The sequence below is a fragment of the Shewanella sp. 3_MG-2023 genome (assembly GCF_030548765.1).
Taxonomy (GTDB): Bacteria; Pseudomonadota; Gammaproteobacteria; order Enterobacterales; family Shewanellaceae; genus Shewanella.
In genome coordinates this window covers 20,601-33,017 of record NZ_JAUOSH010000002.1, presented here as the reverse complement: position 1 = coordinate 33,017, position 12,417 = coordinate 20,601, and the positions used below count along the sequence as shown (strand labels likewise).

The window sequence follows — 12,417 nt, the reverse complement described above, 5'->3', positions numbered from 1 at the left end:
GATAATGCTACAAAGTTGTTGCTCAAGTTTAATATTAACAGTGTTAGTTTGGATTAGGGATAATTTGTACAATAAATATCTTACTGAATTTATTTATATGCAGTGTTTTTGAAACGGCTAAAAAGCCACTGTAAATACAGTGGCTTTAAAGGGGAAGGGGGGGGAGTTTCAATACAGATATTCAGAGGCTTAATGTGCCACTGGTATCATTAAAGCGGTTTTAATTTGCCTTTAGCGTCATTAATACACTGGTAACCTTTACCGCGCATGAAGTCAGCGAGTTCTGTTTCAATACGCTCAAAGCAAGCTTCACCTTCTTTTTCAAAACAGGTCGCGATTTGTACCGCATCAGCACCGGCGAGTAGGTATTCAAAGGCATCGATTCCGGTTTTTATCCCGCCAACGCCAATGATTTGTACGTCATCATCCAGCAGTTCACGAAAGGCGCGCACATTGGCTAAACCGACAGGTTTAATATAATCACCACATAAGCCACCAAAGCCGCCTTTAGGCTTGATTATGGGTTGCTCAGTGTACGGGTCGATAACTAAAGTGTTGCCGATTGAGTTAATGCAGGTGATAAATTTTACTGGATATTTTTTGATGACATTGGCTGCTGCCACAAAATGTGACATATCAAAATAAGGCGCCAGTTTAATCCCAATTGGTTTATTGCCTAGCGCTGTTAGGGCAGCGAGTGCTTTGTCAGTTTGTTCAAAGTCATAGGCGACCTGCGCTTTACCGGGGATATTAGGGCAAGAGAAGTTAACTTCAATTAGGTCAACATCACTGTTTTGAAAGGCGCTGACCATTTCAATATTATCTTCAATGCTAAAGCCTGAAATGCTTACAACAACAGGTTTACCTAATGCTTTTAATTGAGGCACCATTGCTAAATAAGCTTTATAACCTAAATTGGGTAAGCCCATCGATTGAATCGAACCTAATGGTAAATCTTTATAGCGTGGCTCAGGATTGCCTTCGCGCGCTTCCATGGTACAAGATTTAGTGACCACAGCAGCCGAATGAGATTGGGCAATCGTGTGCAGTTCATCCCAAGTGGTGCACTTGGGGCCAGAGGCATTCATCAAGTAACTGTCTAAGCTAATACCAGCAATTTCAGTGGATAAATCGATGTTCATGAAGCGTCCTCTTGGTGGAATAAACAATAAAAAAGCATGTGTAAATTGCGAGGTAGTTTATGCAGCGGGACAATAGAGGTATTGATTAAAAACAATAAATATGACAAATGTGTGATTATTTTTTAAGAGTGTTAACTAGAGCGCATAAATGCTGCTGTTCTTTATGCGCTGTTCTTTATACCACCGAGTAAGGCAGCGATGAACTGTTGCTGTTAATCGCCACTTACGTTTATAGCTATTTTAATTTGTAAATGACCTCAACACGCTCCTCGACACTGACTTGACCGTATTGATAGCTTTCGGCCGTGTCACTTTGCATTGCCGCCATACGCATCATCACAGGTTGTACCGGCTGCTGAGTTAAGTAACGGATTTTCCAAACACCATCAAGCTCACGCTCAAACCCTTGGGCCAATGATTGGGCTTTTTGTTTGGCATCTTTAATAGCGGCTTGTCTTGCTTGTTCAATCGCTGCAGTTTCGTTTGATGATTTCAAACTGATATTTTGCACCTGATTAATGCCTTCTTCTAATGCGGAATCTAAAATGTCATTAAGCTTAGGCAACTGCTTGATGGTAACAATCACTTGTCTGTTAGCGCGGTAACCCACTAACTCTTTGGGTTGTTTCGAGGGGTAATGGTATTGCGGCTGAATGCTCAAATTAGCGCTAGATATCGCATTTTTATCGACTCCAGCATCCTTGAGTCGCTTGATGAATTTAGCGACGGCTTGATCAACAGCGACTTTAGCTTGCTTAGCATCATCTTTAGTTAGGCTGACTTGAACTGAAATTACCGCCATATCAGGGGCTATTTTTAAATGGCTCGTACCAACCGTTTCAATATGTGGAAAATTATAGTCAGCAGCAATAGCATTTTGAGACAGTGAACCAAATAGTAATCCTGTTGCTAGCAAACCATTCATTAAGGTTGTTTTTATAATGCGATGTGTTGATGTTGTCATGTCGTGCTCCAAACAATAAATGAGGTTGGTAGTAACCTTGTTATAGCTATAAACGAGAGCAAATTTGAAAAGGGTTAATTTATTGAATTTTATTTTTGACGCGATAAAACCTAATTAAGAAAAGTCAGTTTTTAATAAGCACTTTTTAGGCGTTTGGCGTTTAATGCAAAATATAGGCGTAAAAAAGCCTAGTTAAATTAATCGCTAGGCTTTTAGGTTAGGCATATTAAAAATGATTGCGGCGTTATTCTACTCGCTCACCATCAACCCAAGTTTCCAGCACCTTAGTTTTCCAAATATCTTCAGGGTTAATAGCAAAGATATCTTTATCAATCAGAATAAAATCTGCTTTACGCTTAGGGACAAGTTGGCCAATCATTTGCTCTTGATGGGCGGCAAAAGCGGCGTGGGTGGTAAATGTGGCTAATGCTTCGGTTAAATTCATGCTTTCGCGGCGATACCAGCCATCAACAGGTTGATTGTCGTGATCTTGACGAGTTACCGAGGCGTGCAGGCCATAAAAAGGATTTGGCGACTCAATGGGGAAGTCAGAGCCTGCGGCAATAATCGTATTGGCATTAAGTAGCTTACGCCAAGCGTAGGCGCCTTTTATACGGGCATTACCAATTCGGTCTAATGCCATGTTTTTATCACTTGTGGCATGGGTTGCTTGCATTGATGCGATAACATTGAGTTGCGCAAAACGTGGAATATCGGCTAATTGCAACACTTGGGCATGTTCAATTCGATGGCGTAAATGACGGCTGTTACTTGCGGCGATATTGGCTTGGTAGTGATCCAACACTATTTGATTGGCATTATCGCCAATGGCATGGGTATTGACCTGAAAGCCTGCATCCATCGCTTGTTGAATCGTATCGCCCAACTCTTTTTCAGAATAGAGCAATAAACCTTTATGGCCAGCTAAATCGCTATAGTCTTCAATCAATGCAGCGCCGCGACTGCCAAGGGCGCCGTCGGCGGATATTTTTACGCTGCTGATGTGTAATTTATCTGAGCCTGAAGCCATCGGCCCTGCCTGCATCATCTTGTCAAATTCAGGGTCTTGAGCATCTATCATGGCGTACACGCGAATTGGCAGTTTATCGGCATAATCAAGTGCCTGATAAGCCGCGATAGTGTCACTGCCAATACCTGCATCATGGACACTTGTTAATCCCTGCTTAGCCAGCGAAGTAAGAGCTGTTAGCAGTATCTCTTGTTGCTCGTCGATAGAAGGTTGTGGGATTTTAGTAGTGATCAGGCTCATGGCATTATCAATAAATACCCCTGTCGGCTGACCATCAGCATATTTGATAATTTCACCACCTTCAGGGCTGGTGGTGGCAGAGCTAATACCAGCGATTTTCATCGCAGCGCTATTTGCCCAGCCAGCATGGCCATCAATGCGAACTAACCATACAGGGGTATCGGGAAAGACTTTATCCAGTGATGCAGCCACGGGAAAGTTTTGTTGTGGCCATAACACTTGGTTCCAGCCGCGTCCTTGTATCCATTGCATTGTTGGTTGTAATTGCCTAAATGCTACAACAGTTTCAACGGCTTGTTGTTCAGTCACGCTGCCACGTAACTGGGCTCGCATCAGGCTTAATCCATAGCTTAAAACATGACCATGCGCATCGATAAGGCCTGGTAGTAAGGTTTTGCCTTGTCCATCAATTCTTACAATACTGGTGTTAGTACTGTAGGGAAGATGTTCATTTTCAAGGTAGATTTTTTCAATGACATCGCCGTTAAATTGTAATGCCTTAAACTCAACTAATTTACCATTACTGACAGTGTAGCCATTGATATTATTGATAAGTTTACTTTGGGCAAGGCTTGTTAACGGGGGAAGGCAAAGGCAAGTAAGTAATAGTAATTTATAGTTCTTAAGCATGATTAAACCGGTCCATGTTCTTATTATTTGTGTTTTTAGCGTATCTTAAATACAAAATGCCACACTGTTACCAAAATGTTAACTGCTTTGTTTTGAAAAGAGACCTTTGATTCTAGGGCTGTAGCACTTTGGTGGTTAATATTCATCTCGAAAGCGCAATGCTCCCTCTTTATTTAGTAGGCCGTTGGCTAAACCTTGAATATCGATGGTTGCGATGAACTGGTATACTTTAAATTATGTAATAGGTTAATATATAACAATATTTATATTAATTAACCTTATCGGTTTCAGTGAATTCCAACGCCAATGTCTTTTATGGCAAAGAGCTTCGAGAACTGAATAAAATGAATCGAATGTGATTTTGACAACTGTTTGGGTGTGCTATGGATTATGTTGCTTTATTTTTGGTGCTGGTTGGAAGCATCGGGCTGGTGTTATCGTTACGCCCAGCTTATGCCATCTGTGCTTATTCTCAGTTTAGTAATAAAGGCTGGTTGACGCTGTTATTGTTAATTGGATTATTTATTGTCAGTTACCTCAGTTATTTATCTTTATTATTTAGCTCTACCAGTGAGATTGATTTTATACAATTAGTAGTGGCTGGTATTTTCTTCGCTGGCGGCGGGTTTGTGTACTTGGTGACGAACCTAAGTAAGCAAACAATTATGGATATTGATGTGTTATTGCAGCAAAAGCACCATCAAGCGAACCATGATTTGTTAACCACATTAGCCAATCGTCAGCACTTTTATCGCCATATGGATCAAATGTTAGCGCTAAAAAGTGAAGGTTTTTATTGCTTAATGTTAGACATTAACAATTTTAAAATGATTAATGACACGTTTGGGCACCCAGAAGGGGACCGAATTTTAACAGTGATTGCCCAGCGGATCTTGCAAGTCGTACCTGAAAATAGCTTAACGGCCCGTATTGGCGGTGATGAATTTGCGATTATTATTCCTGATACCGCCACTCTGAATATTTCTGATGTGGCGAAAGATATTGAAACTGCACTATTAATTGACATTCCTTGTGCTGGACATTTGATTGTCATTGCCGCCAGTATTGGAATTTCTCAGTATCCAGAGGATGGGCAAGATAGCAAAACCTTAATTAAGTATGCCGATATCGCCATGTATCACGCAAAAAAGAATGAAATGCCCCATCAGTATTATCAATCTCATCTACCGACAACCACACTACCTGAATCTGTTTTAGATGTTGAAAAGAGTTAAGGGATCATTATTCTTAAAACTAGAATCGCGAGTGGTGAATATCGCTCATTCTGAAGAACCTAGGGCTCCTATTAACCAGATATGTATTTACCAAGGTTTTTAAATTATTGCGGTTTTTTGTTGTTAAGGCTTTAATTGGATTAAATCTACCCGCTCAAGCTGATTTGCTCTCACATTGTGGTTAATGAACTGCTATTCTAGTGACGAGATCATTGATAGAGAATTACTATGGAAAAATCAGCTTTTTTAGATGCCATGGGCGTAACCCGTTGGCGCAGCGCTGATAGCCAAGGCAAGCCGTATTTAATTATTCATGATGACGGTGATGATATTAGCCAGCATAGTTTGGTTAAAAGCGTGTTGTCGCTATTACATATTGATGAGTCACAATGTGAGTTTGATACTGAAATGGTCAAAGGCATGCAGGTGATTTGGGATATGCGCAAAATGCGCGTCCGTCCACGAGTGGCTTGGATTATTACCGATCCTATTGAGGCGTTATTGCAAGGCCATCAAGGTAAGAGAGACCTGTGGCAACAGCTTGGTTTGCAGCTTGATAAAACGGCTTCGATTGATACAGATAAGTCAGCTTAGAATTTAGTTACTGACATTGACGATATAAAACAGTGATTATTTAAAGCTTCGATTATTTAAAGCTTCGATTATTCAAACTTCCACTATTGAAGAAACCTTATGACTTCAGCTTCTCCTCAAACAAGTTTAACAATTTCGTTATTATCTCCTGAAAACACAGCTGCAATGTTTGAAATTGAGTCTGCTGCACATTCTCACCCTTGGAGTTTAGCAAGCTTAGAAGACTGTTTTGGCCGCTTATATCGCGTTTATGGAGTCTTTGATAAAGATGAGCTTATTGGTTTTGCCATTGTGCAGCAAATTGTCGATGAGCTGACGTTATTAGATATTTGTATTGCGCCGAATCAACAAGGAAAGGGTCTAGGAAAGCAGCTACTTAATCATGTTATCTATGATGCTAAAGTGAAACAGGCAGTGGTGGTGATGTTGGAGGTTCGACAGTCTAATCTTGCTGCAATTGGCTTGTATAATACATTAGGTTTTGTTGAAGCAGGTCGCCGCACGGGTTATTACCCAAGCGTAACTGGCCGTGAAGATGCTATCTTGATGGATTACAGGTTATTGCCAGAATAAATGACTGAATGAATCATATGCTGAGTAAATTAATATTGTTAAACCAATAAAGAGCGTTAAATGAGAGAGTCGTTAAGAGCCAAAATAATCCAAGTGTGCGATAAAAAAATTGCCGCCAAAGGCGATAATGTTGGTTTATCATTTTATGCCTTTTTTGCCAATAAGAACGATGACCCGATATTATTGATGGAAGCTGCGACTTGGTGGATTGAAACTCATCAACTTGATCATTTCGTTAAAGCCCATGTGATTAAAGCAATGGTTCAAGCTGGTAAGTAATACTATTAATAACAGACATTAAAAACGGCGCTCTAGGCGCCGTTTTAGTCTCTTAGGAAGCAAATAAAGCTTACTTCACTTCTTTACCTTGCGCTTGTAAATCCGCATGGTAGCTTGAACGTACAAGCGGGCCACAGGCTGCATGGGTAAAGCCAATCTCGTCAGCTAATGCTTTTAGCTCATCAAACTCTGCTGGTGGCACGTAACGCTCAACCGGTAAGTGGAACTTACTTGGTTGTAAGTATTGACCTAAGGTTAACATCTCGACGTTATGAGCACGTAAATCACGTAATACATCGGCGATTTCTTCGTTTGACTCCCCTAAGCCCATCATTAAACCTGACTTAGTTGGAACATCAGGGTGACGGTCTTTAAAGCGTTTTAGTAAATCCAATGACCACTGGTAATTTGCCCCTGGACGCGCTTTACGGTAATGCATTGGCGCTGTTTCAAGGTTGTGGTTGAACACATCTGGTGGCTCAGTGGCTAAAATATCTAAAGCGGCGTCAATACGGCCACGGAAATCAGGCACTAAAATTTCAATTTTAATTTCAGGATTTAAGATGCGGATTTCACGAATACAATCAGCAAAGTGCTGTGCGCCGCCGTCACGTAAATCATCACGATCTACAGAGGTGATCACCACATATTTAAGCTTCATATCTTGAATGGTTTGCGCGAGTTTCTTAGGCTCAGCTGCATCAGGCTTTAGTGGACGGCCGTGGGCAACATCACAAAAAGGGCAACGACGAGTACAAATCGCCCCTAAGATCATAAAGGTGGCAGTACCGTGGTTAAAGCATTCAGCAAGGTTAGGGCATGAGGCTTCTTCACATACTGAGTGCAAACCGTTTTTACGCAGTGCTGATTTTATATCAGTAATTCGCTGGTTTGATGCAGGGAGTTTTACTCTTAACCAATCTGGTTTACGCAACATGGTTTCACGTTCAGATGGAACCACTTTAACAGGGATACGCGCGACTTTTTCAGCATCACGCAATTTAACACCGGGTTGTAATCTTTCAGGCCTATTCATTTTATTCTGCTAATCCTTGATGATGTACAAGTTCTTGGTAGCCTAATACTTGGCTTAATGTTTGAATCAGTTTGTCGCCAGCTTCAGTCACGGTTTGTGGGCCGCCTAAGGCTTTGCATTGCACCATTTCAAGTCCGGCATAACCACAAGGATTAATGCGCAGAAATGGTGCTAAATCCATATCGACGTTGAGGGCAAGGCCATGAAAAGAGCAGCCTTTACGAATGCGTAACCCTAATGACGCGAGTTTTCGCTCGTCAACATAGACACCGGGTGCATCTGCTTTGGCGTAAGCATTGACATCGTACATGGCGAGCATATCAACGATGCTTTGCTCGATATTATTCACTAATTGTCTCACACCGAGTTTACTTCTTTTTATGTCAATGAGTGGATAGACAACCAGTTGGCCGGGGCCGTGATAAGTGACTTGTCCGCCGCGATCCACTTGGATCACTGGGATATCGCCAGGATTGAGAATGTGTTCACTTTTGCCTGCTTGGCCTTGGGTGAATACCGGTGAATGTTCAACTATCCATAGCTCGTCGTTGCTGTCACTGTCGCGATTGTCAGTGTAACTTTGCATGGCATGCCAGACCGACTCGTAATCTTGGCGGCCAAGATGCCTGATATGTAACGTCTGAGTTTGCAAGGGCAAGCTCTCCCTCAAAAAAGTTGGCTTATTATACGCACCTATCACTGAAATAACATCAAAGTGATAGGTGGATCACGTTTTATACCATTTTGAGCGGTGTTAAAGTACGCGGTTTACACCTTCAATTGCAGCAAGATCTGTATAAACTTGCTCAATATGTTCTTTACTGGTAACAGTAATACGAATTGATACTGCGTAGTAGGTGCCTTTGCTTGATGCTTTGACTGTTGGCGCATAATCGCCAGGTGCGAGTTTTTGCGCTACAGCAACGATGCGATCAGCTAAGGTATCGTCAGCATTACCGATGACTTTGAATGGGCATGAATTTGGAAAATCCATTAGTTCGCCAAAGTTTGTTTCTAACATGTGTTTGCTCTCTACGGTTGAATGCGCCTGTTTGTAGATATTACAGCAGGTACAGTTGAAGCTGTTATCACTTCTATATGGGGTAATTATACTGTAATACAAGTCTGCGAGCAGCGTTTGATGGTCATTTTTACTGCGCCATTGTAATTTATTACCTAAGGCGTTAGTTTTGCGCTGCTGCTTCGATAACAATAAAGCCACCCGAAGGTGGCTTTATTGTAGATATCAGTTTGTTTAACTGACCATTTTGCTAATTATTTAGAAAATAGCTTAGCTTATTATTCACCAAACCAGCCTTCAAACATTTGCTTGAAGTAATCCATCAATTTGCTAAACCAGCTGCCTTCATTGACTTCATTTAAAGTGACTAATGGGAATTGAGCTATGTCTTTGCCATCTAATTGGAAGAAAACACGGCCAACAGTTTCGCCTTTCGCTAACGGCGCCGTTAGTGGCTTAGTTAGCTCAAAGTTTGCTTTTAAGTTTTTAGCTTGACCGCGATTAATGGTAATAGGCGTGTCGGTAACGACACCTAAATCAACCGTTTCACGATCACCATACCAGATTTTTTGGGTAACAAAGGTGTCGCCAGCTTTATATGGGGTAATGGTTTCAAAGAAACGGAAACCGTAGTTAAGCAGCTTTTTGCTTTCAGCTTTACGGGCTGACTCGCTGTTAGTACCCATCACCACGGTAATGAGACGCATACCGTCATTGGTTGCTGAAGACACTAAGTTGTAACCCGCACCTGATGTATGGCCAGTTTTGATGCCGTCAACATTAAGGCTGTTATCCCACAATAGGCCGTTACGGTTATATTGTTTAATGCCGTTAAAGGTGAAAGATTTTTCTGAATAAACACGGTATTCATCTGGCACATCACGAATTAACGCTGCGCCTAGCAATGCCATATCATAGGCGGTGGTTTTGTGATTATCAGAATCTAAACCATGTGAGTTTTCAAAGTAACTTTGGGTCATGCCCAGTTGCTTTGACCATGAGTTCATTAAGTCAACAAAGCCATCTTCGGTGCCGGCGATATGTTCTGCCATTGCCACACAGGCATCGTTACCTGATTGAATAATAATGCCGCGGTTTAAATCTTCGACCGTGACAGTTTTACCCACTTCAATAAACATTTTTGACGAATCTGGGAAGTTTTTAGACCAAGCTTTTTTACTGATGGTTACTTCATCATCTAAAGAAATATTACCGACTTTAACTTCATGACCAATAACATAACTGGTCATCATTTTAGTTAAGCTAGCAGGGTTAAGTGATTCATAGGCATTGCTTTCAGCAATCACGCGCCCTGAATTGTAATCCATTAGAACATAAGCTTTAGCGGCGACAGTCGGCGCATTAGGCATAACCATAGGTGCATTAGCTGCGTTGGCTGCTTGAGATGAAAAAGATACCGCAGAAAGCAACAGCAAAGATTTTAGGGGAGTGTTAACAATATTCATCATTAAATTGGCACATCTCTGGTCAATGTAGAAGGTGACGTCGTTTAGGGTTTATTTTTAACTTACCGTGTTTGATGTGCTAGTGAAAGCACCAACAAACGCATTTATCAAAAATAGCATAAAAACCAAGCAAGATTATTACTTTAAAGCATCTTTAGTAGGTTTAAATGAATAAACGACATAATTAAAAACATTATATCATTAGTCGCTGACAATTTGACATTAAGCTTCATTAACATAAATAAACTGTCAGGCAGGCTAATTTATTATTTTTCAAAAACTGGTTATTTTTTAGGGTACATCATATAGCTATTAGGGTGGCCATCTTGTTTTAGCTGCACTAATACTTTATTCGCTAAATAACGCTGTCCAATTGGCCCGAGTTGTAGGCGATAAAAGCCATTAGCCGCTTCAACTTTTGCCGGCACTTGGTACTTTTGTTCAAGCTCTTTTGCCAGCACATTAATCCGCAGCAGATCTTTAGAGGCCACCACTTGAATAAAATGCACGCTGGAGTCTTTTAGTTCATCTAGTGCCATTGATTCTGGTGACTCAATATGAATGGCTTCAATGCTGACTTTAGCGGTGCCTTGCTGCAACATACCAATTTTGTAGGCCGCTGCGTAGGATAAATCAATGATGCGCCCTTCATGGAATGGGCCACGATCATTGACTCTGACAATCACTTGTTTGTTATTAGCCTCATTAGTGACTCGCACATAACTTGGTAATGGCAAGGTTTTATGGGCTGCTGACATGGAGTACATATCATAGGTTTCGCCGTTTGATGTTAGGTGACCATGAAACTTTGACCCATACCAAGATGCGCCGCCCGTTTGTTTAAAACCTTTCGCGCTCGACATCACCTGATATGACTTGCCGCGCACAGTATAGTTTTGCTGGTTTCCTTGGCGACTATAGGGCTCATACTTTGGGTGGGCATCTTCAACCTTACTGACATCGGGGGCACTTTTAGGGGCGCGATCATCTTTGAGCTGATAGCGGTCATCTTGGCTAGTTGGCGTCGGTGAACTTGAACACGCAGCCAATGCACCGCACAACCCAACCACGGCGAGACTAATGAGTGACTTTTTTAGCATGTCATATTTAATGTGACAGTTTATTTGACCGTTCATGTGAGTGCGCATCTTATTTGTTGTCATGTGCAGGGGCTGCACCTGAGTGGTACGCAGCTGCTAATTGCTGGCTAAATTGATATACCGCCATGGCATATAGTGGGCTGCGATTGTAGCGGGTAATCACATAAAAGTTATTAAGCCCTAACCAGTAGTCTGTTGCTTTGGGTTGCTCAAGTTTGATCAGTAATGCAGATTGCGAAGCATCAATATCTTTGGCAGCCGCTAGGGATAAACTTGGGGTCAAGATATCAGCCACAGTTTGTGTCGGCTTACCTTTAAGCCATACCTTGGCTTTAGGCGCGGTTTCAACGGTGTGATTTAATTTAAGGGCAACAGGTGCGCCTTTTTTCCAGCCGTGTTGGTGGAAATAATTAGCAACACTACCAATAGCATCCGGCTTACTATTCAATAGATCTCGGCGGCCATCACCGCTGAAATCAACCGCGTAGTGACGATAGCTTGAAGGAATAAACTGGCCATAACCCATAGCGCCAGCGTAAGAGCCTTTAAGGTTGTCATTATCTAATTGCTCTTCTTTAATTAATGACATCAGGTTGCCAAATTCTTTCCTGAAAAAGGTGGCTCTAGGAGGATAGTAAAAGCCTAATGTATACAGCGCATCTTGTACTTTATAGTTACCCATGTAGCCGCCGTAGTAGGTTTCGATACCGATAATGGCAACAATGATTTGCGGGTCAACTTGGAATTTTTCTGAGGCCTGCTTGATGGTTTCAGCATTTTGTTGCCAAAAGGCTAAGCCTTTTTCTAAACGGGAGTCAGTTAAAAAGATGGGATAGTATTGGTGCCAAGGTTTGGCTTCCCAAGGTTTGGAAATAGCATCAAGTACGGCTTGATTATGATTAGCAGATGATAAGAATTGCTGAACTTCTTGTTCGGTAAAGCCCTTGCTCACTTGTTCAGTGATAAAAGCCTGTTTTAGTGCGCTGACTTCTTGCTCTGTTGGCGGCGTTGGTGCAGCAAAAGAGGTTGTTGAGCTGAGTAATAATGCCAGTCCAGCAGCGATTTTAGTTATTATTTGCATTTAAGCTCCGGTGTTATTGCGCTGCC

General features: G+C 41.7%; 13 protein-coding genes. 4 read left to right on the top strand and 9 right to left on the bottom strand.

Going from position 1 to position 12,417, the window contains the following annotated elements; genetic code table 11:
* Window positions 1-209: 209 nt before the first annotated feature.
* From Q4591_RS01450 to Q4591_RS01440, 3 genes are all read right to left on the bottom strand, one after another.
* The gene (locus Q4591_RS01450) at window positions 210-1,142 is read right to left on the bottom strand and encodes a dihydroorotate oxidase (protein WP_102439011.1); all 933 of its coding nucleotides are present in this window, start codon (window positions 1,140-1,142) and stop codon (window positions 210-212) included.
* A 235-nt stretch (window positions 1,143-1,377) separates the two neighbouring features.
* Window positions 1,378-2,082: an oxidative stress defense protein gene (locus tag Q4591_RS01445; protein WP_102439169.1), complete on the bottom strand. Its 705-nt coding sequence runs from the start codon at window positions 2,080-2,082 to the stop codon at window positions 1,378-1,380.
* Window positions 2,083-2,350: 268 nt separating this feature from the next.
* Window positions 2,351-4,006 (bottom strand): amidohydrolase, encoded by a 1,656-nt coding sequence (locus tag Q4591_RS01440; RefSeq protein WP_102520815.1) that lies wholly within the window; start codon window positions 4,004-4,006, stop codon window positions 2,351-2,353.
* A gap of 383 nt (window positions 4,007-4,389) precedes the next feature.
* Here Q4591_RS01440 and Q4591_RS01435 point away from each other — a divergent pair, with 383 nt between their 5' ends.
* The 4 genes from Q4591_RS01435 (at window position 4,390) to Q4591_RS01420 (ending at window position 6,687) form a co-directional block, all read left to right on the top strand.
* Window positions 4,390-5,241 (top strand): GGDEF domain-containing protein, encoded by an 852-nt coding sequence (locus Q4591_RS01435; protein ID WP_303458965.1) that lies wholly within the window; start codon window positions 4,390-4,392, stop codon window positions 5,239-5,241.
* Between the two features lie 228 nt (window positions 5,242-5,469).
* On the top strand, window positions 5,470-5,835 hold the full coding sequence (locus tag Q4591_RS01430) for a hypothetical protein (protein ID WP_102439005.1): 366 nt from the start codon (window positions 5,470-5,472) through the stop codon (window positions 5,833-5,835).
* Window positions 5,836-6,000: 165 nt separating this feature from the next.
* Window positions 6,001-6,408, top strand: coding sequence for a ribosomal protein S18-alanine N-acetyltransferase (gene rimI / locus Q4591_RS01425; protein ID WP_241901127.1), 408 nt, complete (start codon window positions 6,001-6,003; stop codon window positions 6,406-6,408).
* Between the two features lie 60 nt (window positions 6,409-6,468).
* Window positions 6,469-6,687 (top strand): DUF6500 family protein, encoded by a 219-nt coding sequence (locus Q4591_RS01420; RefSeq protein WP_076543093.1) that lies wholly within the window; start codon window positions 6,469-6,471, stop codon window positions 6,685-6,687.
* Between the two features lie 70 nt (window positions 6,688-6,757).
* On the opposite strand, the gene lipA is transcribed toward Q4591_RS01420, so the two are convergent.
* The 6 genes from lipA to mltB form a co-directional block, all read right to left on the bottom strand.
* On the bottom strand, window positions 6,758-7,723 hold the full coding sequence (gene lipA / locus Q4591_RS01415; RefSeq protein ID WP_076543094.1) for a lipoyl synthase: 966 nt from the start codon (window positions 7,721-7,723) through the stop codon (window positions 6,758-6,760).
* A 1-nt stretch (window position 7,724) separates the two neighbouring features.
* Window positions 7,725-8,375: a lipoyl(octanoyl) transferase LipB gene (lipB, locus tag Q4591_RS01410; RefSeq protein ID WP_076543095.1), complete on the bottom strand. Its 651-nt coding sequence runs from the start codon at window positions 8,373-8,375 to the stop codon at window positions 7,725-7,727.
* A gap of 102 nt (window positions 8,376-8,477) precedes the next feature.
* A complete protein-coding gene (ybeD, locus tag Q4591_RS01405; protein ID WP_076543127.1) occupies window positions 8,478-8,744 on the bottom strand; it encodes a DUF493 family protein YbeD in 267 nt (88 codons plus the stop codon).
* Window positions 8,745-9,022: 278 nt separating this feature from the next.
* Entirely contained in the window at window positions 9,023-10,213 is a 1,191-nt protein-coding gene (locus Q4591_RS01400) for a serine hydrolase (protein ID WP_303458963.1), read from the bottom strand.
* Between the two features lie 281 nt (window positions 10,214-10,494).
* Complete coding sequence (locus Q4591_RS01395) at window positions 10,495-11,310, bottom strand: septal ring lytic transglycosylase RlpA family protein (RefSeq protein ID WP_102439167.1); 816 nt, start codon at window positions 11,308-11,310, stop codon at window positions 10,495-10,497.
* Window positions 11,311-11,359: 49 nt separating this feature from the next.
* Window positions 11,360-12,391, bottom strand: a complete 1,032-nt coding sequence (mltB, locus tag Q4591_RS01390; protein WP_303458962.1) for a lytic murein transglycosylase B — start codon at window positions 12,389-12,391, stop codon at window positions 11,360-11,362.
* Between the last annotated feature and the right edge of the window lie 26 nt (window positions 12,392-12,417).

What these genes read in the sequence shown, in the direction of transcription:
- lipA (WP_076543094.1), bottom strand. Translation starts at nt 7,723, where the DNA reads ATGAATAGGCCTGAAAGATTACAACCCGGTGTTAAATTGCGTGATGCT.
- Q4591_RS01420 (WP_076543093.1), top strand. Translation starts at nt 6,469, where the DNA reads ATGAGAGAGTCGTTAAGAGCCAAAATAATCCAAGTGTGCGATAAAAAA.
- Q4591_RS01450 (WP_102439011.1), bottom strand. Translation starts at nt 1,142, where the DNA reads ATGAACATCGATTTATCCACTGAAATTGCTGGTATTAGCTTAGACAGT.
- Q4591_RS01400 (WP_303458963.1), bottom strand. Translation starts at nt 10,213, where the DNA reads ATGATGAATATTGTTAACACTCCCCTAAAATCTTTGCTGTTGCTTTCT.
- rimI (WP_241901127.1), top strand. Translation starts at nt 6,001, where the DNA reads ATGTTTGAAATTGAGTCTGCTGCACATTCTCACCCTTGGAGTTTAGCA.
- Q4591_RS01440 (WP_102520815.1), bottom strand. Translation starts at nt 4,006, where the DNA reads ATGCTTAAGAACTATAAATTACTATTACTTACTTGCCTTTGCCTTCCC.
- Q4591_RS01430 (WP_102439005.1), top strand. Translation starts at nt 5,470, where the DNA reads ATGGAAAAATCAGCTTTTTTAGATGCCATGGGCGTAACCCGTTGGCGC.
- Q4591_RS01435 (WP_303458965.1), top strand. Translation starts at nt 4,390, where the DNA reads ATGGATTATGTTGCTTTATTTTTGGTGCTGGTTGGAAGCATCGGGCTG.
- ybeD (WP_076543127.1), bottom strand. Translation starts at nt 8,744, where the DNA reads ATGTTAGAAACAAACTTTGGCGAACTAATGGATTTTCCAAATTCATGC.
- mltB (WP_303458962.1), bottom strand. Translation starts at nt 12,391, where the DNA reads ATGCAAATAATAACTAAAATCGCTGCTGGACTGGCATTATTACTCAGC.
- Q4591_RS01395 (WP_102439167.1), bottom strand. Translation starts at nt 11,310, where the DNA reads ATGCTAAAAAAGTCACTCATTAGTCTCGCCGTGGTTGGGTTGTGCGGT.